Origin of the sequence: Deinococcus deserti VCD115 (genome assembly GCF_000020685.1) — a bacterium.
GTDB classification, from domain to species: Bacteria; Deinococcota; Deinococci; order Deinococcales; family Deinococcaceae; genus Deinococcus; species Deinococcus deserti.
Genome location: NC_012526.1, coordinates 2435271 through 2455822, shown reverse-complemented (window position 1 = coordinate 2455822; position 20552 = coordinate 2435271). Strand labels below are relative to the sequence as shown.

General features: G+C 56.1%; 18 protein-coding genes. 16 read left to right on the top strand and 2 right to left on the bottom strand.

The genetic code is table 11. The features are described from left to right. The first annotated feature begins 7 nt into the window (after positions 1 to 7). The 16 genes from DEIDE_RS11690 (at position 8) to DEIDE_RS11620 (ending at position 18192) form a co-directional block, all read left to right on the top strand. Positions 8 to 1636, top strand: coding sequence for a polysaccharide biosynthesis tyrosine autokinase (locus DEIDE_RS11690; protein ID WP_012694169.1), 1629 nt, complete (start codon positions 8 to 10; stop codon positions 1634 to 1636). Beyond that, a complete protein-coding gene (gene rfbB, locus DEIDE_RS11685) occupies positions 1633 to 2658 on the top strand; it encodes a dTDP-glucose 4,6-dehydratase (protein WP_012694168.1) in 1026 nt (341 codons plus the stop codon). The genes DEIDE_RS11690 and rfbB overlap by 4 nt, the downstream gene beginning before the upstream one ends. Next, a complete protein-coding gene (gene rfbA, locus DEIDE_RS11680; protein WP_012694167.1) occupies positions 2655 to 3566 on the top strand; it encodes a glucose-1-phosphate thymidylyltransferase RfbA in 912 nt (303 codons plus the stop codon). The genes rfbB and rfbA overlap by 4 nt, the downstream gene beginning before the upstream one ends. Beyond that, a complete protein-coding gene (locus DEIDE_RS11675) occupies positions 3563 to 4102 on the top strand; it encodes a dTDP-4-dehydrorhamnose 3,5-epimerase family protein (protein ID WP_012694166.1) in 540 nt (179 codons plus the stop codon). The genes rfbA and DEIDE_RS11675 overlap by 4 nt, the downstream gene beginning before the upstream one ends. A gap of 5 nt (positions 4103 to 4107) precedes the next feature. After that, the gene (locus DEIDE_RS11670) at positions 4108 to 5379 is read left to right on the top strand and encodes an oligosaccharide flippase family protein (protein WP_012694165.1); all 1272 of its coding nucleotides are present in this window, start codon (positions 4108 to 4110) and stop codon (positions 5377 to 5379) included. Next, a complete protein-coding gene (locus tag DEIDE_RS18505) occupies positions 5372 to 6655 on the top strand; it encodes an O-antigen polymerase (RefSeq protein WP_012694164.1) in 1284 nt (427 codons plus the stop codon). Before DEIDE_RS11670 ends, DEIDE_RS18505 begins: the two co-directional genes overlap by 8 nt. Positions 6656 to 6751: 96 nt before the next feature. Then, positions 6752 to 7684, top strand: a complete 933-nt coding sequence (locus tag DEIDE_RS11665; protein ID WP_012694163.1) for a glycosyltransferase family 2 protein — start codon at positions 6752 to 6754, stop codon at positions 7682 to 7684. 335 nt (positions 7685 to 8019) lie between these two features. Continuing rightward, positions 8020 to 8754: a glycosyltransferase gene (locus tag DEIDE_RS11660; protein WP_162485461.1), complete on the top strand. Its 735-nt coding sequence runs from the start codon at positions 8020 to 8022 to the stop codon at positions 8752 to 8754. Continuing rightward, positions 8720 to 10606, top strand: a complete 1887-nt coding sequence (gene asnB, locus DEIDE_RS11655) for an asparagine synthase (glutamine-hydrolyzing) (protein WP_012694161.1) — start codon at positions 8720 to 8722, stop codon at positions 10604 to 10606. Before DEIDE_RS11660 ends, asnB begins: the two co-directional genes overlap by 35 nt. Next, complete coding sequence (locus DEIDE_RS11650) at positions 10599 to 11876, top strand: nucleotide sugar dehydrogenase (protein ID WP_012694160.1); 1278 nt, start codon at positions 10599 to 10601, stop codon at positions 11874 to 11876. The genes asnB and DEIDE_RS11650 overlap by 8 nt, the downstream gene beginning before the upstream one ends. 2 nt (positions 11877 to 11878) lie before the next feature. Continuing rightward, positions 11879 to 12886 (top strand): NAD-dependent epimerase, encoded by a 1008-nt coding sequence (locus tag DEIDE_RS11645; protein WP_041227251.1) that lies wholly within the window; start codon positions 11879 to 11881, stop codon positions 12884 to 12886. Continuing rightward, complete coding sequence (locus DEIDE_RS18500; RefSeq protein WP_012694158.1) at positions 12883 to 14034, top strand: glycosyltransferase family 4 protein; 1152 nt, start codon at positions 12883 to 12885, stop codon at positions 14032 to 14034. The genes DEIDE_RS11645 and DEIDE_RS18500 overlap by 4 nt, the downstream gene beginning before the upstream one ends. A gap of 29 nt (positions 14035 to 14063) precedes the next feature. Then, positions 14064 to 14918: an NAD-dependent epimerase/dehydratase family protein gene (locus DEIDE_RS11635; RefSeq protein ID WP_162485459.1), complete on the top strand. Its 855-nt coding sequence runs from the start codon at positions 14064 to 14066 to the stop codon at positions 14916 to 14918. After that, positions 14915 to 15520: a sugar transferase gene (locus DEIDE_RS11630; RefSeq protein WP_012694156.1), complete on the top strand. Its 606-nt coding sequence runs from the start codon at positions 14915 to 14917 to the stop codon at positions 15518 to 15520. The genes DEIDE_RS11635 and DEIDE_RS11630 overlap by 4 nt, the downstream gene beginning before the upstream one ends. A 99-nt stretch (positions 15521 to 15619) precedes the next feature. After that, complete coding sequence (locus tag DEIDE_RS11625; RefSeq protein WP_041227250.1) at positions 15620 to 17443, top strand: polysaccharide biosynthesis protein; 1824 nt, start codon at positions 15620 to 15622, stop codon at positions 17441 to 17443. Next, positions 17440 to 18192, top strand: a complete 753-nt coding sequence (locus tag DEIDE_RS11620) for an SDR family oxidoreductase (protein WP_012694154.1) — start codon at positions 17440 to 17442, stop codon at positions 18190 to 18192. The genes DEIDE_RS11625 and DEIDE_RS11620 overlap by 4 nt, the downstream gene beginning before the upstream one ends. Here DEIDE_RS11620 and DEIDE_RS11615 read toward each other — a convergent pair. Continuing rightward, positions 18149 to 18865, bottom strand: coding sequence for a hypothetical protein (locus DEIDE_RS11615; RefSeq protein ID WP_041227249.1), 717 nt, complete (start codon positions 18863 to 18865; stop codon positions 18149 to 18151). The genes DEIDE_RS11620 and DEIDE_RS11615 overlap by 44 nt on opposite strands. A gap of 116 nt (positions 18866 to 18981) precedes the next feature. After that, on the bottom strand, positions 18982 to 20346 hold the full coding sequence (locus DEIDE_RS11610; RefSeq protein WP_049760474.1) for an O-antigen ligase family protein: 1365 nt from the start codon (positions 20344 to 20346) through the stop codon (positions 18982 to 18984). Between the last annotated feature and the right edge of the window lie 206 nt (positions 20347 to 20552).

The window sequence follows — 20552 nt, the reverse complement described above, 5'->3', positions numbered from 1 at the left end:
CTCGGCTATGACAGAAAGAGCAGGATCACAGGAGATTGATCTGTCTGTTGTATGGCAAGGACTAAAACGCCATTTGGTCTGGATTCTGGGAACAGGAGCACTCTTGGCACTGGCGGCGTTTCTGTGGTCTCGTGCGCAGCCGCCTATTTACGAAGCCAGCGCCAGCCTGATTGCTTCTAATAGCCAGGGACAGGAAAGTACCTTGAGCACGGCCTTAGTCAAGGCTCCGCCACTGCCTGAGGGGGCTGTGGCTCAGGCCTTACAAAGTACCCAAGTCATTGGGCCATTAATTCAAGCAATTAGTAAGGATGAAAAAATTGCTCGGGGAGAGCGTCAACGTCTCAGTGAAAATCTGAGGAAAGAACTGAGAGAACAGCGTTTGCGGACCGTTACTTTGACCTCCCGTCTGGACCTCACTGGTAACGGAATCTACACAGTGCGCGCGCGCGCGCGCACAACAGCTGCGGCTCAGCGATTGGCAAATCTAGCGAGCGCGACTCTTCTTTCTTGGGACCGCAATCGAGCTCTGGAAAACGTCCGGCGTGCTCAGGCTGGCTTTCAGGCTCAGCTCGCCCAGGTCGATCAGCAGTTAGCTACATCAGGTCTTTCCTCTCTGGAACGGCAAACCCTAATTACTCGCCGGGCCAGTGTCCAAGGCAATTTGACGCAGGTTCAGTTACTGGAGGACTCGGTGGCAGGCGTACTTAGCTCTCTGTCCGCTGCGGTTGAACCTTTGAGACCCATCGCGCCCAAGCCAATGCGAAACGCGGTGTTGTCTGGGCTGTTAGGGTTGCTGCTTGCCACCGGGGTCGTCGCACTGGTCACCGTCCTGGATCGGACCATACGCAGTGAAGATGACCTTTTGGCGCTCAACGTGCCGACTCTGGCTGTGATTCCGCGCTTGCGCCAGCGCGACATCGTCTTTTCCGGCATCGTACGGGCGGCGCGACAGGCTGGACTTTACGAAGCAATTGGATTTTTGCGAGTCAACCTGATGGCAGTCCTGGTGAGCAAACCGCACCCAGTTGTGATGGTGACAAGCACCGCGCCCGGAGAAGGCAAGAGCAGCTTGACCGCTACGCTTGCCGACGGTTTTGCCTCCAGTGGGCAGCGCGTATTGATCATTGACGCAGATCTGCGGCGCGGCACTCAGGCAGTGGTATGGAAAAAATACGATGAGGGTGGTCACTGGCACCAGCTGACGGGTCAGGGCGGTGTCAGGACAACCCGGGAAGCGCTCACGGATCCACACAATGTCCAGGTTATTCGGGTCGAGGACAACGTAGACATGTTACCCGCTGGTCCCGGCTTGCAAGACAGCTTGGGTGTATTTAACCAGGCTGACATCGCAGGTGCCCTGAGCTTGTGGCGTCAGCACTACGACATCGTTCTGATCGACAGCGCTCCTCTTCTTGCACTCGCTGACGGCCTGGTAGTGGGGATTCATGCCGACGCTGTGCTGATGGTGACTGAGTATGGCCGAACCAATGTGCACTCGGTTCGCAGCGCACTTCGCCGTGCCGAGCGTGCTGGGCTGAATATCTTGGGCTTCGTCATTAACAAGTCGGATGCGCGCGAGGGCAATAGCTATGGGTACTCGTACTCCTACGCGCCTCGTGGAGGAGTGAAAGCATGAATCTGTTAATAACAGGCGGCTGCGGCTTTATTGGCAGCAATTTCGTACGCTATTGGTTGGAAAGCCATCCCCGTGACCGTATCGTGGTTTACGACAAACTCACTTATGCGGGCCGCCGGGAGAATTTACATGATTTGTGGGACAGCCCAAGGTTGTCACTGGTGCAGGCCGATATTGCTGACATGGATGCGGCCAGACGGGCTTGCTGTGAAAATCAGATCGACTTGATCGTCAATTTCGCTGCCGAGACTCATGTTGACCAGAGTATCCTGGGGCCGCTTATCTTTACTGATACCAACGTGCGCGGGACCCATGTCCTACTGGAAGTCGCCCGCGAGCTCGGAATCCGGATGCATCACATCAGCACGGACGAGGTTTATGGCCATATACCCGACGGGCATCAAAGCGTCGAGACCGATCCACTCGCACCGCGCAGCCCCTACGCAGCGAGTAAAGCAGCAGCAGACCAGCTCGTCCAGGCGTACTACATTACCTATAGCCTGCCGGTGACGATCACACGCGGGGCGAACAACGTCGGGCCCTTCCAATATCCTGAAAAGGTTGTCCCTCTGTTTGCCACTAATGCGGTCCTGGGCGAAGCTCTGCCGGTATATGGAGACGGCCTACAGATGCGCGACTATGCCCACGTGTACGACCACTGCACCGGGATTGAAACCGTGTTGCTGCGCGGCGAGATTGGTCAGGTTTACAACGTTGGGACAGGTCGTGAGATGACCAACCTGGAAATGGTGAATATCGTACTTGAGACGCTGGGCCAGGACCGCAGTCTGATCCAGCACGTCACTGACCGCCCCGGCCACGATCGCCGTTACTCAATGAATGTGGACAAGCTGCGGGCACTGAGCTGGGAGCCGAAATACGATCCCTGGCAGGCAGTGACTGAAGCTACGCGTTGGTACGCTCAGAACCGCGCTTGGTGGGAACCGATTCGCAACGGCGAATTCCGCGAATATTATGACCGGCAGTACGCTGAGCGCTTGGCTGGGACCCGGAAAGCATGACCATTTCACAGGCACCATCCAGCACGCGCCGGGGTATCATCCTTGCAGGGGGCAGCGGAACCCGGCTGTATCCGGCCACGCTAGCGGTCTCCAAGCAACTCCTGCCTATCTACGATAAGCCGATGATCTACTATCCGCTCACCACTTTGATGCTGGGTGGAATACGCGATATTCTGGTGATCTCGACCCCCGAGGATACGCCACGGTTCCGGCAGTTGTTGGGTGACGGTTCGCAATGGGGCCTGCGGCTGGAGTACGCCGTGCAGCCTAAACCAGAAGGACTAGCACAGGCCTTTTTGATCGGCGAGGACTTCGTGGCAAGTCACGACAGCGCCCTGATTCTGGGTGATAACATATTTTACGGGAATGACCTCTCGGATCTGATGCAAGCTGCTGACGCCAGAGCCCAAGGTGCCAGCGTATTTGCTTATCAGGTTAGCGACCCTGAGCGCTACGGTGTGGTGGATTTCGACAACCTGGGCCGGGTGCTTTCCATTGAGGAAAAACCTGCGCAGCCTAGATCTGACTTTGCGGTCACTGGTTTGTATTACTACGACCGTCAGGTGGTTGACATCGTCCGTAGTCTGCGGCCTTCCCAACGCGGCGAACTGGAAATCACCGACGTGAACACCACTTATTTGCGAGAAGGGCTGCTTGATGTCCAGATCATGCGTCGGGGTTTTGCTTGGCTGGATACTGGTACACACGAGAGCATGTTGGAGGCCAGTTCATTTATCCAAACCATCGAGCACCGTCAGGGCATAAAGGTCGCTTCTCCTGAGGAGATCGCCTGGCGTAATAGTTGGATAAGCACTGATGACCTACGTGAGCAGGCTAATAAATTGGCCAAAAACCGTTACGGTCAGTACCTCCTCAAGCTTAGCCATGAAAGGGGCCGTGTCCTGTGAAGGTCGAACTCGCGCCTGAATATGCTGCCGTTCTTACGTTCGAGAGCTACCCCCCGGCCCCGCAAATTGAGGGGGTCTGGATTCAGCCCCTTCGAAAAAATCGAAGCGAAAATGGTGCATTCATGGAGTACCTGCGTATAAACGAACAAGGTATACAAGGCCTTCCCGGCCCCTTGTCTCCCCGACAGATCAGCGTGTCATGGGCTGCACCAGGCCGTGTTAATGCTTTTCACATTCACGTCAAGACTGTGCAGAACGAGATCTGGTGTGTGATTCAAGGACAGTTGATGGTATGGTTGGTAGATTGCCGAGCAGGCAGTTCGACCCTGGGCGTGCGCCGCAAGTTGGTGCTGAGCGGCGAGCAACCGACGATGGTGCATATTCCCAGTGGTGTGGCTCACGGATACCAAGCATCGGAGGAGGGCGCTACCCTGCTCTACAGCATGGACGCTCAGTTCGATTTAGATGATCCTAATGAAGGACGTATTGCTTGGAATGTGTTCGGGGATGAGTTGTGGGAAACAGATCGGGGCTAAATTGAATGCTAAGCCGTATTGGGCCGCTGGCCTGGGACTTTCTGGCTCTGTATGGGTTGCAGGTAGGCAACTTCCTTATTCCTCTGCTGACCTTTCCCGTGCTGGCACGGGCTCTTACTCCTGACAGTTGGGCGGGCTTACTGGCAGCGCAGGCTCTAGCTATAGCTGTAGCAACCGTCGTCGAGTATGGTCACAATATTACCGCGACACGACGGATAGCTGCTACATCCTTGCCTGTGGATATGCTAAAAATCGTACGACTGGTGTATGTCAGTAAAGGGCTGTTGGCAAGTGCTTGTCTATTCCTTTGCGGGCTGGCTTTTGCCCTGGGATGGAACCATAGACCTCTCAATGCATCGCTGATACTAAGTGGAGTGGCGTTTGGTCTATTTCAAGGCAGCCTGCCGACTTGGTACTTTCAGGGGCGACAACAGGCCCGCGTGGCTGCCAGTGTCGATATGACCTTCAAAGGGCTGGCAGGTCTGGGAATGGTCATTATTGCCCTAAGTTTTGCTCGTCCTGAGCCAGTCCTTTGGATACAGTTGGGTGGGGTCGCCATAACTTGGGCTCTGCTAACCCGTCGCCTCGTCAGCGACTTGGGCATTGAACTCTGGCATGGTGTGCCACTCAGAGAGGTGGGGCATGACCTCAGAGAGGGATTCGCAGTGTTCATCTTCAGGCTGCTTGGGAGTTCCTATACTTCTGCCCTAGCCCTGATCCTTGCTGCTGTTGTCCCTCCGCTAAGCAGCGCTCTAATTCTAACTGCTGACCGTATGGCGAAGGTCATGCCGACCTTAACAGTGCCGTTTTGTCAGGCGTTATACCCCCGGATTGTAACTTCAGGCTCATATGCTACGCCTCAGGGAGTGCGGCGCATTTTTTTGTCTGCCATTAAGGTCTTTGCTGCTCTTCTGATTGGTTCTGTGGTCCTGTATCTACTTCGAGAGCCTGCCGTGGCTTTTCTTGTTGGAGAAAAGTACGCAGCGGCGGCCGATATCATGGCAGTCACAGTCTGGCTGATGCCTTTCATCGGGTTCAACACGGTCCTGTTTAATTTCTGGGTGTTTCCTGCCCGGCGGGATGCAATCGCGAATGCCCTGCTGGTAGTGAATGCCCTGATTTCGCTGGGTTGGGTGCTATTTATGGCCGGTCGTACGAATCTACCGCTCTACACGTTCGGTATCTCAGCTGCAGAAGTCGTTATTAGTGGCGTGCTCATGCTGTTGGTTCTACGAAATTTGCGATACCTACTCAGGTTAGAGGTGGCAAATGCTTGAATTAACTACACTTATTGCCGCCTTAACAACTCTGTTGCTGCTTAACTTCTTTTTTTCCCGGGACGTGCGATACCCAGCAGTGTTGCAGATCATAGTTTGGCTCGTCACTTTAGTTGTCTATGTGGTTGAGCGCCACAGATATGTTTCGCTAAGCGAATCTGTAATGCTTATAATTTTCCTAGGTGTGCTGGGCTTTTCGGCGGGGAGCTTCCTAACACTGAGCAGTTTGGGAGGAAGGTCTTTGGGCTCAAGGAAAACAGTACTTCTGAGAATGCGGCATTTATCAGACGTAAGGCTAGTGCTTGCCTTTTTCCTTACCTTGCTCGCTATCGCTGGTGCAGCGGTGTATATCCAGACGGCTACACAGTTCGCGCAAACTGGACCAACACAAGATTTAGCTTTAAATCTGAGATACCTAACCAGTGTGCGGGGCGAGGTTCCTCCACTAATGCGCTTAACCTCTTATGCGCTACCGATATTGAATACGCTATCGGGATTCTGTTTAATTTATTATCGTGCCAACCGAGATAAGAGGGTTCTACCCATCTTGTTCCTGGCGGTTGCCAGTGCCTTAGTTATGTCTGTATTTTCTACTGGACGGGGCATCATACTATTCTTCATTATAGAAATGGGTATTATTTACGCTATGACTAGTAAACGGCTTCGTTTACGCCTCGTATTATTAGGTCTCCTGATGTTTCTCTCTATATTTTACATAGGAGCTAGTGTACTTGGGAAGGGGGTTGATCAGAACGCTTCCTTGCTAGAAAGTTTCCCTGACCTATTCTCTTCAATATCCCTATACCTTCTCAGCGGTATACTTGCTCTCTCGGTACAGTTGCCGACTTTAGTTACCGATGAGGGAGGAGTAAACACATTTAGAACTATTCACGCTTTAGGTCGTGCATTAGGATTTGATGCAACTGTAGTTCCGCTGGTTCAAGCCTTCACAAACATACCTCAACCGACGAACGTTTATACAATATACTTGACATATTTAAAAGACTTCGGTTGGCTGGGTATATTTATATTTCAATTTCTTTTTGGTATCCTACATGCCACGTTATTTATCGCTTTTCGCCGTACAGGAGGAGCGGTAGCGTTGTTCTGGTTGGCTATTCTTTCATTTCCACTCCTCACTCAGCCCTTTACAGATGGATATTTTAGTTTGATGTCTACTTGGATTCAGTATGCCTTCTTCTCATCTTTATTTTCCCTAACCATTTTTAGATCCTCATCAAAAGCTTCTTCGGCAACTGATGTATCGCGCGCATAGCAAGTATTTTCATTTGAGCTAGGACAAAGCTTTTGTTGCCATCGGAAGTAGTTCCAGTAGGAATTGTTTGGTGAGGACAGTGGAGGGCATAGGAATATGATTTCTGTAGTAGTAGTAAACTGGAATGGGCAAAAAATGCTCCCCGCGCTTCTTACGAGCTTAATCGAGACTCGTCAGGGGCTCCCTTGGGAAATTGAACTCATTTTAGTGGATAACGCTTCCACGGACGGGTCAGTCGAAATCATCCTTAAAGAAGGTCAGGCGGTGCAACTTGTTCGCTCGCCGACCAATCTTGGCTTTGCAGGCGGTTGCAACCTTGGAGCAAGACGTGCGACAGCGCCCTATCTTCTGTTCCTGAATCCGGACACCCAGGTCAGCGCGCGCGCGCTTCAGGGAGTGGTCGACTTCATGGAAGATGCAGCACAGGCTACAACAGGAATTGTGGGCATCCAACTACTTGATGAGCAAGGTCAGGTAACTCGCAGTTGCGCGCGCTTCCCAAGAGCCAGTATGTTCCTGGCCCAAAATCTGGGCCTGGATCGGCTCTTACCACGTCTGGGTCATACTATGAGGGAGTGGGCGCACGACCAGACCCAAGAGGTTGATCAGGTAATTGGAGCGTTTTTTTTGACCCGGCGTGAACTGTTTGAGCGACTGGGGGGATTCGACGAGCGGTTCTTTGTGTACTTTGAGGAGGTTGATTATGCTTACCGTGCGCACCTGTTGGGTTTAAGGAGTGTCTACCTGAGTGGGGTCCAGGCATTCCACGAGGGGGAAGGTACGACCTCACAGATCAAGGGACGACGACTCTTCTATTCTTTGCAAAGTCGTTTACTGTACGGGCGGAAGTATTACGGGCCAGGCGAGAACCTGCTCAATTTTGCCAACACGCTTTTACTGGAACCCTTGTCGCGAGCTGCCTTCCTGCTGCTATCTGGCCGGAAGGGAGAACTGCCCGAACTGCGTGAAGGTTTTGGGCTGCTCTACCGTGCACTGCCCAGTATCCTGACCAGGAGAATGCGCCCGTGAGCCTCCGAGTCCTTACCCTCTCTCCCTATCCACTCCTCGGTCCTAGCGCCCGCTATCGCATGTATGCTTTCCAGGAGCCGCTGCAAGCACGAGGGATCGAATTGGACATTCGGCCTTTCCTGACACCGCGAGCTTTTGAGCTTCGCATGAATGGGGCACCTCAGCATCCACTCGCCCTTGCACGCGTGGCATTGGCGACTATGGAGCGCTTACGCGAAGCTCAAACAGCCCGTGGGCGCTACGATCTAATCTACGTACATCGTCAGACAGCGCCAGCAGCGCACAAATTCTTTGACAGAAAGTTCCTTAGGTCGGGTGTACCTTTTGTCTTTGACATGGACGATGCCGTGTTTACCCAGTATCCCATTCAAAACCTGCTGCGTGGCAGCGTCGGGGCAACGGTCGGCAACGCTTACTTGGCGGACTACGTGCAGCGAATCTCGCCACAGACGCGAGTCACAGTAGTTCCAACAGTTGTAGATACAGACAAATACACAGTACGACCACAGCAGGGTCCGAAAACTAAAGCAGTGGTGGGCTGGATTGGAACATCGACAACATTTGCTCGTTATCTCCTGCCGTTCCTAAGAGGGTTGGTAGAGGTGTGTCGCAAGTTTGGGGCCGAGTTCCGCGTGATTGCCAGTCCAGATGTGCGTGAAAGAACTGAAGCGGCTGGAGCCATTTTTGTCCCCTGGAGTCTGGAGACTGAGATTCAAGAGCTACAGAAGTTCTGTATAGGCGTCATGCCTCTCCTGGATGATGAGTATGTGCGTGGCAAATGCGCTTTTAAGCTGATTGAATACGGTGCGGTGGGAATCCCAAGTGTAGGGTCGGAGATAGGAGCCAATAGCGAAGTGATTCGGCACGGAGACACAGGATTTCTGGCGAAGAACGCAGCTGAGTTCGAGCAGTACCTGGCCGATCTGCTAACGCGCACAGACCTGGGGCGTTCACTCGGCTTGGCTGCCCGACGGGTAATTGAGGATCGGTTCAGTCTCTCCTCGCAGGTGGATGTGATGGAGCGCGTGCTGCGTGATGCGGCGGAAAGCAGGATACATGTGCGGAATTAGTGGTGCAGTCGGAGCCCATCTGAATGCCCCTCAGACAGCTCTACACAGGTCACTAGATGCCATCTCCCATCGTGGCCCGGATGGTCAGGGCACCTATTTTCAGAGCCAAGTGTGCATGGGAATGCGGCGCTTGGCAATTATCGATCTGGAGGGTGGAGACCAGCCGATCTATAATGAGGACGAGACGGTGGCCGTTGTATTCAACGGGGAAATCTACAACTACCGAGAGTTGATGGCAGGACTCAAATCGCGTGGGCATACCTTTGCCACTGACTCGGACACGGAAGTCTTGGTTCACCTGTACGAGGAGAAGGGCGAGCGCATGCTGGAGGACCTGCGCGGCATGTTCGCCTTCTCCATCCACGACACCCGCGATGGCAGCCTCTTTCTGGCCCGCGACCGCTTCGGCAAGAAGCCGCTGTACTACACGCGGCCTGCCTCAGGCGGTCTTCTGTACGCCTCAGAACTCAAGGCGCTTCGGCCCCTGGCGCGCGCGGCAGGCGAGCGGTGGCAGATCAACGACCAGGCCATCTATGACTATCTGTCGCTGGGCGTGGTGCCGCAGCCCAGTACGGTTTACCTGGGTGTCTACGCCCTGCCGCCAGGAAGTTGGATGCGTTTTCGGGAAGAGCACCTGGAGATTCAGGCCTACTGGCAACCGGAATTTCATCCAAAGCTGACGCTGAGCTACGATGAAGCTAAGGAACGTACGCGGGCCGAAATTGGGGAGGCCACGCGCCTTCGTCTGCGCTCGGATGTCCCGCTGGGTGTATTCCTATCGGGCGGGGTTGACAGCAGCGTGATCGCGTACGAGGCGGCGCAGCAGTTGGGCAGCACGCTGCAGACCTTCACAGTCGCGACCGGCGAGGGCTTCGACGAATCTCCTGTCGCGCAGCGCACAGCAGCTCACCTCGGCGTAAAAAACACCATCCTGAAACTGGAGGTAAGCCCGCTGGAGGGATTGCAGGAAATGGTGCGTGCATACGACCAGCCCTACAGCGATTCCAGTGCCATTCCCAGTCTGGGAATCTCGAGATTGGCTCGGCAGCACGTAACTGTGGTGCTTAATGGAGACGGTGGTGATGAGGTATTCGCTGGCTACCGCCGGTACGTGGCAGCGGTCCGCAGTGCGGCGCTGGATGTTGTGCCCAAGGGCGTGGCGCGCACACTTGCGGCAGGTCTGGCGCCATTCGCAGGGGCACGGCGCAGCCCGTTGGGGTTCGCCGCACGCTTTACGCGAGGCTTGGCCCTGTCACCTGCCGAGCGTTATCTCGCCTGGACGACCGATATGCTCCGCGAGGGAGACAAACAGCGGGTCTGGCGTGGAGGACCGGTGCTGCCAACCGAGGAGCGAATCGCTGCGATTCAGCGCCCGGAACTGGGGGCGCTCGATGGGCAACTGGCCACTGATGCCCGCATCAATCTGCTAAGTGATCTGCTGGTCAAGATGGACATAGCCACAATGGCTCACTCTCTCGAAGGTCGCTCCCCTTTGCTGGACCACCGGGTGGCGGAGTTCGCCTGGCGGCTTCCCGACGCCTACCGCGTGCGGGGGGGAACACCCAAGGCCGTGCTGCGTGACGCTTACCGCAGCCGCCTCCCTGATGAGGTGATCGGTGGAGCCAAGCGGGGCTTTGAAATTCCGCTGGTGAGGTGGTTGCAGGGAGAACTGCGGCCTATCCTGCTGGATACGCTGGGCGGCGCCGAGGCTCTGGTCCGGGGTTATGTGGATGGAGCCTTTATCGACGCATTGCTGCGCCGCGAAGTGATGACCGACCGCAACTGGGCATACATCGTGTACGCGTTGCTGGTGCTGGAGTTATGGTTGCAAGAGGAGAAAAGCCGTGAGTAAAGAGAAGATCGCCGTGCTGGGCCTGGGATACGTGGGCCTCCCCCTCGCTGTGGCTCTGGCCGAGAAATTCGGGGATGTGCTGGGTTTCGATATCAACGCTGCCCGTGTCGCAGAGTTGGGCCAGGGGCACGACCGTACAGGGGAAATCGATGATGGGCGGCTGCGTTCTTCACGTCTGCGGTGCAGCAACGAGGCGGGGCACTTGGCCGACCGCACCCTGTTCATCGTGACAGTGCCCACACCGATTGACGCGCACAACACCCCAGACCTGACGCCGCTGATCCGGGCCAGCGAGATGATCGGCCAGTACCTGAAAACGGGAGACGTGGTGGTCTACGAGTCCACGGTGTATCCCGGCGTAACTGAGGAAGTGTGTGGTCCGGTGCTGGCACGGGTCTCGGGTCTGCGGCAGTACGAGGATTTCAAGTTGGGCTACAGTCCCGAGCGCATCAACCCCGGCGACAAGGTGCATACGCTGGAAAAGATCACGAAGGTCGTGTCTGGTCAGGATTCCGAGACCATGAACCGGGTGGCCGCCGTCTACGAGGCAGTAGTGGAAGCGGGAATTCACCGCGCGCCCAGCATCCGGGTCGCGGAGGCCGCTAAGGTCATCGAGAATACCCAGCGTGATCTGAATATCGCGCTGATGAATGAACTGGCACTGATTTTCGACCGACTGGGCATCCGCACTCTGGACGTGTTGGAAGCAGCGGGGACCAAGTGGAACTTCCTGCCGTTCCGCCCCGGGCTGGTGGGAGGGCACTGTATCGGTGTGGACCCCTATTACCTGACCCAGAAGGCGCAGGAGGTGGGATACTACCCGCAGGTCATTCTGGCTGGTCGCCGCGTGAATGACGGCATGGGCGCTTTTGTAGCGCAGAAACTGGTGAAGCTGCTCATTGCCGCCGACCGACCGGTCAAAGGTGCGCGGGTCGGGGTGCTGGGGTTGACCTTCAAGGAAAACGTTCCTGATCTCCGCAACAGTCGTGTGCCGGATATCATTGCAGAACTGCGTCAATTCGGGATTGAGCCATTGATTCATGATCCACACGCGGAGCAAGCAGAGGCCATGCACGAGTACAACCTGTCCCTGAGTGACCTGGAGGCCTTTCAAGAGCTGGACGGCCTAATTTTGGCTGTGCCTCACCAAGCTTATCTGAACATGTCGCGCTCCCGGCTCACCGGAATGGTGAACGGAACGGGCTTGCTGGTCGACGTAAAATCTGCCCTCTCGGAAAGCGACCTGCCGGGCCGCTATTGGAGTCTCTGAGCATGAAAGTCCTCGTTACCGGCGCCGCCGGATTTATAGGTTCAACCCTCAGCCACCGCTTTCTAGAGAGGGGCGACGAGGTCATTGGTTTTGACAACTTCAACCCTTATTACGATCCACAGCTCAAACGCGACCGGGCCGCGCGCCTAACAGTCAAACCAGGCTTCACCCTGATTGAGGGCAATCTGGAAGACCGTTCCGCTGTTGATCGGCTTTTCCGAGAGCACCGACCAGAGCGTGTCGTGAACCTTGCCGCGCAGGCGGGGGTCCGCTATAGCCTTGAAAATCCGCATGCCTATATCGACGCGAACATCGTCGGGTTCATGAACATTCTAGAAGGCTGCCGACATCACGGCGTGCAACACCTCGCCTATGCCAGTAGCAGCAGCGTGTATGGCATGAATACCAGCATGCCGTTCAGTGTCCATGACAATGTGGATCACCCGCTCAGTCTGTATGCCGCCACCAAAAAGGCCAACGAACTGATGGCGCACACCTACAGTCATCTGTACGGCCTGCCCACTACCGGCCTGCGTTTTTTCACGGTGTATGGGCCCTGGGGCCGCCCAGATATGGCAATGTTTCTGTTTACACGCGCCATCTTGCAAGGCCAGCCGATCAACGTTTTCAATCATGGCCAGATGCAGCGCGATTTTACCTATGTCGATGACATAGTGGAGGGGGTCGTCCGTGTCACCGACCAGGTCGCCACGCAAAACTCTCAGTGGAATGGTGCACAGCCCGATCCAGGGACCAGCAGCGCGCCCTACCGCCTGTACAACATCGGCAACAATAATCCGGTGCAGCTCCTACACCTGATTGAGGTGCTTGAGGAAAAACTGGGCAAAAAGGCCGAAAAGAACATGTTGCCTCTCCAGGACGGTGACGTTCCTGCTACCTACGCCAATGTGGACGATCTGGTGCGAGACGTGGGATTTAAGCCGGCTACGAGTATCGAGGACGGGGTGGGACGGTTTGTGGAATGGTACCGGGGCTACTTTAGAGTATGACGCCGTTTACATGTCGGCCTCACGTTGTCTTGATAGCGCACTACGCTCCTTGGCTGATAAATTTTAGGGCTCCACTCTTGAAGGCCATAAGAGCAGGAGGTTGCCGTGTCACAGTATTGGCCCCTGGTCAGTATCCTGAAATACGGATGCAACTCCTCGAAATAGGTGTTGACTATCAAAGCTTTTCTATGGACCGCACTGGCCTAAATCCAAGTCGCGATCTCAGGACAATCATAGAGCTTTATCATTTATTGCGAGATGCTAAAGCAACGCATGTCTTAACTACAGCCATTAAGCCGAACATTTACGGCGCGTTGGCTGCCCGTTGGGCTGGAGTAGATAATATCTATGCTCTTGTCACTGGATTGGGACATGTGTTTACTGGAAATTCGTACAAGCAGCGGACAATGGCAATAGTTGCTAGTGTTCTCTACCGAATTGCCTTTTCAGGGGTAAAAAAGGTGATATTTCAGAACCCTGATGACCGTGAGCTTTTCCTGAAACGCAAGATGGTGTCCATAGCACAGACGGCGCTGGTGGCTGGGAGTGGTGTCGACTTGAACCACTATCAAGCCAGTGCTCTCCCAGCAAGTCCACCTATTAAGTTCTTGATGATTGCGCGCCTTATTAAAGAAAAAGGTGTACGAGAGTATGTTCAGGCCGCTTCACTTCTAAAAATGAAAGGTATAAATGTGAAGGTTCAACTCGCTGGACCCCTGGATGACAATCCATCTGCCTTATCGGCAAGTGAGTTGAAGACGCTTGTAGATGATGGCAACATTCAATATCTTGGAGAACTTCAAGATGTTCGCGATGCGCTCGCCGAAAGTCATGTTTTTGTTCTGCCTTCATATCGCGAGGGCACGCCTCGGAGCACCTTGGAGGCCCTCGCAACTGGGCGACCGGTTATCACAACGGATGCGCCAGGTTGTCGTGAGACGGTGGAGCCAGGCGTCAATGGCTTGCTAGTGCCTATAGGTGATGCTCAGGCGCTTGCTGAGGCTATGGAAAGTTTTACTTCGTTGGCTGCGCCCTTACAGGAGATGGCAGAAGCAAGTCTATTAAAAGCCCGCTTAAAATATGACGTTCACCTTGTCAATAGTGAAATGTTAAAAATTATGAAGCTTGATGTAACGAGTGAGCTATGACTGTTGGCTCGCCGATTTTCAGATTGCTCATGACTGGGGCGACAGGCAATACCGGCTTGGCGACGCTGCACCGCTTACGAGAGCTTGAACCTGAACGGCCCATTATGGCGCTGGTCCGTGCTAGCAGCGATACGGCGGCACTGGCGGATTTAGGGGTGCTCTGGCACGTCTGCGATCTGGACACTCCAGCGACCTATCTGAATGTAGTGCGCCCCACGGATGTACTGCTTGAGACAGCCAATCTGCGTCATGCCCGCTCAATGCTTCCTGCCCTGGCAGGAGTAGGGATCACCCGGGCTTTTTGCGTCACGACGACTGGCGTGTTCTCGAAGCACCATTCGTACTCAGCGCTCTACCGCGAAATCGAAGACGAGATGCGGCGTAGTCCGCTGAAGGTTACACTACTACGGCCCAGCATGATCTACGGGAACGAGCGTGATCACAACATGCACAAGCTGCTGCGGTTCATCGCCCGTGTGCCGGTGTACCCAGTTTTCGGCAGCGGGCGCGCCTTAATGCAGCCGGTGCACGTGGACGATCTGGCAGAAGGTATCGCTCAGGCGGTCGTGAGGGACGCACGGGGCGAATTCAATCTGGCTGGACCGCGGCCCCTGCCTTACCGTCAGATCGTTGACGAGGCATTCCAGGCGGTTGGACGCCGTGGAGCGATGCTCTTTATCCCAGAGGGCCCGGTGGCCGCCCTGGCCGGGGTGCTAGAGCGGATACCGCAATTTCCGGTTAAGCGGGAGCAGGTGATTCGTCTCCAGGAGGACAAGGCTTTTGATATCAGCGCCTCGCAGCGTGAGCTGGGGTACGCGCCCCGGCCCTTTACCGTTGGTATTGCGCAGGAAGTCGCGCGACTGCGCCAAGTGGGTCTATTGTGAAGTCTCAGAACCTCCAGATCCGTGCAATCTTTTACGAACCGTTCAAGCTCGCTGGGGATCAAGTACTTGCAGCGCTGGGCCTCGTTGTACTGTCGCCTATTATGGTGCTGGTCGCACTGGCTATCTTCGTGGATGACCCCGGTCCGGTGATTTTCCGGCAGCAACGCGCCGGGCGTTGGCATCGACCTTTCACGATTTACAAGTTCCGTACCATGAAACGCAACACTCCGAATGTCTCGACTGAAGAAATGCGCCGCTTAGGCCTCAGTCCTTACACGCGCCTAGGGCCGATGCTGCGGCGGACCAGTCTTGACGAGCTGCCCCAATTGCTTAACGTCCTGCGAGGCGAAATGAGCTTGGTGGGGCCACGCCCAGCTCTTCTAACGCAAAGTGTCGTATTACGCGGCAGAGAAAGTGCAGGTGTTCACAGGCTGCGTCCAGGTATCACTGGTCTGGCGCAGATCACCGGGCGTGATGATCTATCTGACGCTGAGAAGATTCGCCAAGATATCCTCTATCTGCGACACCAAGGGCTCTTAACCGACCTGATTCTGTTGATATATACTGTACGTCGAGTTTTTAAGGCGCATGGAGCGTATTAAGATATTGGGTGCGGTGTCACAGCGTACTTTGATATAGGTCCCTTTACACAACGCGATAAGCTGGATCATTTTTGCTAACTGGTAGGAGATGAGATATTGATGAATCTGACCGTCTCCAAATTCCTGCTAGACCTTGTCCTCTGGGGATCGTCGGGAGTACTCGCCTATGCATTTCGCAAGCCGGGCCTGATTACTGCGGGAATTCCAGTTAATGTCTGGAGTTATCTGCTGCTCAGCGTTCTTGTGATGGCGGCGCTTGAGGCCCGCTACGGCCTGCACCGGCAGACCTGGCAGCGAGTCGGCGTGCTAGACCTTAACTTGCTGGCTCGGGCGGTCGCGCTCGCCACACTGGTGATGTTCGCGCTCGGCTTCGTGTTTCAGACCTGGCTGCAACTGCCGCGCAGTGTGCCGGTGTTGGCTGGCCTGCTAGGCTTTTTGATGATGGGTGGAGTTCGGTTGGTCGCTCGACTGACCAATGAGCGAGCTCGGCTTCGGTCCTCCCCTCAGCGCCAGCGGGTCCTGATCGTTGGTGCTGGGGAGGCAGGGACCCTAATCGCCCGTGAGATGCAGCGCCACCCTGAAGCGGGCCTGGATGCCATCGGCTTTCTGGATGACGAACCGGGCAAGATACGTAAACGGTTGTTGGGGCTGCCGGTGTTTGGGCGAGTAGACGACCTCGTTGATGTCGCCAAGCGTGAGGAAGCGCAGGAGATCCTGATCGCCGTGCCTTCGGCAACCGGAGACTTTGTGCGTCACGTGGTCGACCTCGCGCGCGACGCGGAGTTGCGGTATCGCATCATTCCTGGTGTCTTTGAGATTTTGTCAGGAGACGTTAACCTTCAGCAAATTCGAGATGTAAACCTAGAAGACCTTCTTCGACGTCCACCTGTGCAACTCAATACTAACGAGATCGCAGGATACCTGCGTGGCCGGGTGGTGCTGGTCACCGGCGCAGGGGGCAGCATTGGTTCCGAGCTTGTGCGGCAACTGGTCAGCTTTACCCCCGCCAAGATCCTGCTGTTCGGGCGGGGCGAGAACAGCATCTTTGGGATTCAGCAGGAGTTGATTCGCAACTGGCCGGATATCGACCAGGTGGGCCTGATCGGCGACGTCCGTGATGAGGCCCGACTGCGCGCCGTGTTTGAGCGCTATCGCCCTGAAGTCATATTTCATGCAGCGGCCCATAAGCACGTGCCATTGATGGAAGAAACACCCTCTGAAGCCATTCTCAACAACGTCATTGGGACTCAGAACGTGGTGGAACTGTGTCTGGAGTTTGGGGTGGGACGCCTTGTCAATGTATCAACCGACAAGGCAGTCAACCCGACCAGCATCATGGGCGCCTCCAAGCGCGTCGCCGAGATGGTGGTATCTGCTGGAGCCGCCCGCGCCCGCGAGGGCCAAGCTTTCGTGTCGGTGCGCTTCGGCAACGTGTTGGGCAGCCGGGGCAGTGTGGTGCCAACCTTTATGGCTCAGATTCGTGCGGGCGGTCCTATCACCGTGACGCACCCGGAAATGGTGCGCTACTTTATGACCATACCGGAAGCGGCGCGGCTCGTGCTTCAGGCAGGGGGGCTGGCCGAGAACGGCAAAGTTTACGTGCTGAATATGGGCGATCCGGTCAAGATCTCGGACCTGGCACATGACGTGATTCGCCTCAGCGGCGCCCGTAACGTGGATGTCGTGTACAGCGGTATTCGCCCCGGTGAGAAGCTCTATGAGGAACTGCTGACCAGCGGTGAGGGCGTGGGCGCGACCACCCACAGTGAGATTTACAGCGCGCAGTTGGGACTGGTTAATCCGCATACTATCGGGCGTGACGTTCGGGCGCTGCAAAACTACGCCGAGCAGGGGGATTATATGGCGATTCGCCAGATGCTGAACCGTTTAATTCCTGAGAACAAGTTCGGGAGGGTGCAGTGACTGCTCCACGCATCCTGCTGACTGGTGGGGGAGGCCGCCTGGGTACTGAGCTGCAGGCACTTTTGCCGAATATCGTCGCGCCATCCAGCCGGGAACTTGATGTAACCAATTCTGCTCAGGTGCTGGAAATGGTGTGGTGCAAACGCCCTGAAGTGATTGTCCACGCGGCGGCCTACACCAACGTTGGCGGTGCCGAAGAGGACCGGGAGACCTGCTGGCGGGTGAATGTGGAAGGCACCCGGCATATGGCCCAGGCAGCCAATGAGGTCGGGGCGAAGCTTGTGCAGATCAGCACCGACTACGTATTCAGCGGCGCGCAGGGTGATTATCGTGAGACGGATATCCCCGGTCCCCCCGTCAACTATTACGCCCTGACTAAGCTGGTGGCTGAGGAGGCTGCCCGTACGGCCGGCCAACATCTGATCGTGCGAACCAGCTTCCGACCTCGAGAGTTCCAGTATCCAGTAGCGTTCAGCGACGTATATACCGGCCAGGATTACGTGGATATTATCGCTCCGCTGGTGGCGGAAGCTGTGCTACACGCTCTGGAGATTCCTGATTCAGTGCTGCATATCGTAACTGAGCGTAAGAGCGTGTTTGATCTGGCCCGGCGTCGTAATCCTGCGGTACGTGAGGGACGTCGTGCAGACGTGACGGTACCGTTGCCCGCCGATGTGTCTTTGAATACCGACCGTTGGCAAGCGCTCAGGGCAAACTGGGCGACTCTGGGCGGAATTCCAGTCGTCTGATATGCAGATTCCGGTCTGCTAGCTGCTTGAAATATGGATTGATCAGTGTGACTGTCAACGGTTCCGGCGTGACTTTCAGCAATACGGCCTTTCGGGTCTCACGGGTCGGGATTTGTAGGAGTGTGCGGCCTCCCTGCTGAAATTTGAGCACTGGAAAGACCTTGCCACCAGCCCGGCCCACAACACGCAGCGTGAGTTCACCTGAACCGCAGGGGATCACAGTCATGGGAACAGCCGCAACAAGCGTGGCGGTCGCTGTACTAGGCGACCAGTCGCCGCCGGTTTCCGGGGGCACATCAACCGCCTGCAAAGTACGACATGTGTCCCCTTTCATACTGAAGTTTTCCAGCGTGGCAACGCGGGCATCCGAGCGGTAATAATCGTTGAAGTAACCCAGGGTCAGGCGGCCCGCTTCGGGCACCCGTAACCTCACAGTGCGTTGCCGGTCAAAAGACTCGCGGGTCAGCATCTTGGAGTTCAGCGCGACGTCGAGGATAGGGGCTTCTCCACCGGCCACCTCGCCAGCGGCGGTCAGAATCAGGGTACCGGGGGTACAGAGGTCCGTCTCCAGCCACGAGAGACCCTGGAACGAAAACCCACCGTCCCGCGGCTGGAGGCCGTTGCTTTCCCGCTGGTAGCCGACGCGGAATTTGGGCGGTTGGGTACAGCTCAAGTTAGGCAGAGCAAGTTGAAGAGATGCCGTCTGCTGGGGACGCTGAGCCAAACCGAACAAAAAGATACTCACTGCTAACGACGGAGCCAGCAGCACCGTCAAGGCCTTCCACCCATTCAAGGCTGTACCTGCACAGTCCAGGTGTGCTTTGCGATAGGCAGACTGCGCGCACCTGCCTTTCCAGGATAAAGCAACAATTCCAGACGCTGGCGTGCCACAGGGTATAGATTGCCACTCAAGTGAAGCACCGGGGACGTCTCGTCCACAACGCTGAAGACCGCTGTGGAAATAGTCGAGCAGCTTGCTAGGCAGCTTCGCAAGACAGCGCGGTATCTTCCTGGAGGCGCGCCGAACTGAACAAACGCTGTGTAATCGCTTGATCGCTTAATGTTGGTTAGGGCATTGAGTAGCGTCAGCCTTGTAACGGGTGGGGCAGTCGCAGGAAGGGCAGACACCAGCAGGGGAAAAGACAGCAGGAGCAGCAGCATTGCCGGCAGAACTCCAGTTCCCCAACCCACACCCTGAAGACGCACCAACTGCATCCCTGCCACCACCCAGAACACTTCTGCAAAGAAGGGGCTGGGCACAAGCAGGGTGTTGTCGTTGGCTGTGGCTACCAGCAGCCCAGAGATCACTGCGACGGCTAGTGGGTCCCGCCTCTGGAGTGTGGCGGCTGCTACAGTGACCAGGAGCACGAACAGGCCTAGGAGGCCCAGCGGACCGGTTTCGGCCAACTGTTGTAAGGAAATGTTGTGTGCGATCAGCCAGGGGTTGCCGAGCGAAGTGACCCAGTTGGGGCAGGCTTGCACCTCGCCGCTCGCTGACGCAAAGAGCTCGCAGTTCCCGCCAGGGGAAGCCAAGCGGGTGCCAAGTCGGTAGCTGCCCACCCCGCTCCAGGGCTCGCTGCGGATCACGCTCAAGGTATTGAACCAGATGACGTCGCGCCCGGTGGTATCTGCGCTGCCCAGCCGGGTGATGGCGCTCACCTCCAGACGTTGCCCCAGGTAAAAGCTGCCTGCAAGCAGTGCCACCCCGGCTGCGACTCCCGCCGCTACCCGCCGCCCTTGCCGGATCATGAACCCGGCCACGGCTCCTAGCAAAGCGGCGGCCAGCGGTCCGCGGCTTCCGGAAAGCAACAGCACGCTGAGCGCCAGCACACCGAGCGGGACCCTCCAGACTAGTTTTCCTGGTGCGAATAATGTCAGCCATACTCCGAAGGCGCCTGTCAGCCCCAAGGTGATTGGGGTCATGTAAGGATGGTTCAGACGGCTGATCAGGATGTCTGTGCTGCCCAGCAGACTGTAGGCCAGCGCGGTCGCGTACACGATCAGCAAACCCCAGCCCAGCCGCCTCAGATCCGCCACCTGTCCTAGCGAGCCACCGACTCCTATTAGACCGAACATCAGCAGGGTGCGGGCGAGCGCAAGAACACTGGCGAGCAGAGGCTCAGGGGCGAAAAGTGCGGGGATTTGCTGGCTCACTGCGTAAAATCCTAAGACCCACCATATTATTCGAGGAAGGCGTTTGAGCTGAGGCAGGGCCAGCAAGGCCAGTGGGGAGATGACATAAAGGACTGGCAAGACTGCCAGCCAGGGCCGGATCCAGAAGGCAGAAGTTGGTCTGGCCTTGGAGGTAGCGTGCACCTGCAAACTATAGGCGAGTCAGAAGCATGGGTCCCCATGTAAGG

Excerpts from the sequence above, each read along its gene's own strand:
- DEIDE_RS11690 (WP_012694169.1), top strand. The coding sequence starts at position 8 with ATGACAGAAAGAGCAGGATCACAGGAGATTGATCTGTCTGTTGTATGG.
- asnB (WP_012694161.1), top strand. The coding sequence starts at position 8,720 with ATGCGGCGGAAAGCAGGATACATGTGCGGAATTAGTGGTGCAGTCGGA.
- DEIDE_RS18500 (WP_012694158.1), top strand. The coding sequence starts at position 12,883 with ATGACGCCGTTTACATGTCGGCCTCACGTTGTCTTGATAGCGCACTAC.
- rfbA (WP_012694167.1), top strand. The coding sequence starts at position 2,655 with ATGACCATTTCACAGGCACCATCCAGCACGCGCCGGGGTATCATCCTT.
- DEIDE_RS11665 (WP_012694163.1), top strand. The coding sequence starts at position 6,752 with ATGATTTCTGTAGTAGTAGTAAACTGGAATGGGCAAAAAATGCTCCCC.
- DEIDE_RS11635 (WP_162485459.1), top strand. The coding sequence starts at position 14,064 with ATGACTGGGGCGACAGGCAATACCGGCTTGGCGACGCTGCACCGCTTA.
- DEIDE_RS18505 (WP_012694164.1), top strand. The coding sequence starts at position 5,372 with ATGCTTGAATTAACTACACTTATTGCCGCCTTAACAACTCTGTTGCTG.
- rfbB (WP_012694168.1), top strand. The coding sequence starts at position 1,633 with ATGAATCTGTTAATAACAGGCGGCTGCGGCTTTATTGGCAGCAATTTC.
- DEIDE_RS11670 (WP_012694165.1), top strand. The coding sequence starts at position 4,108 with ATGCTAAGCCGTATTGGGCCGCTGGCCTGGGACTTTCTGGCTCTGTAT.
- DEIDE_RS11625 (WP_041227250.1), top strand. The coding sequence starts at position 15,620 with ATGAATCTGACCGTCTCCAAATTCCTGCTAGACCTTGTCCTCTGGGGA.
- DEIDE_RS11645 (WP_041227251.1), top strand. The coding sequence starts at position 11,879 with ATGAAAGTCCTCGTTACCGGCGCCGCCGGATTTATAGGTTCAACCCTC.
- DEIDE_RS11660 (WP_162485461.1), top strand. The coding sequence starts at position 8,020 with ATGGACGATGCCGTGTTTACCCAGTATCCCATTCAAAACCTGCTGCGT.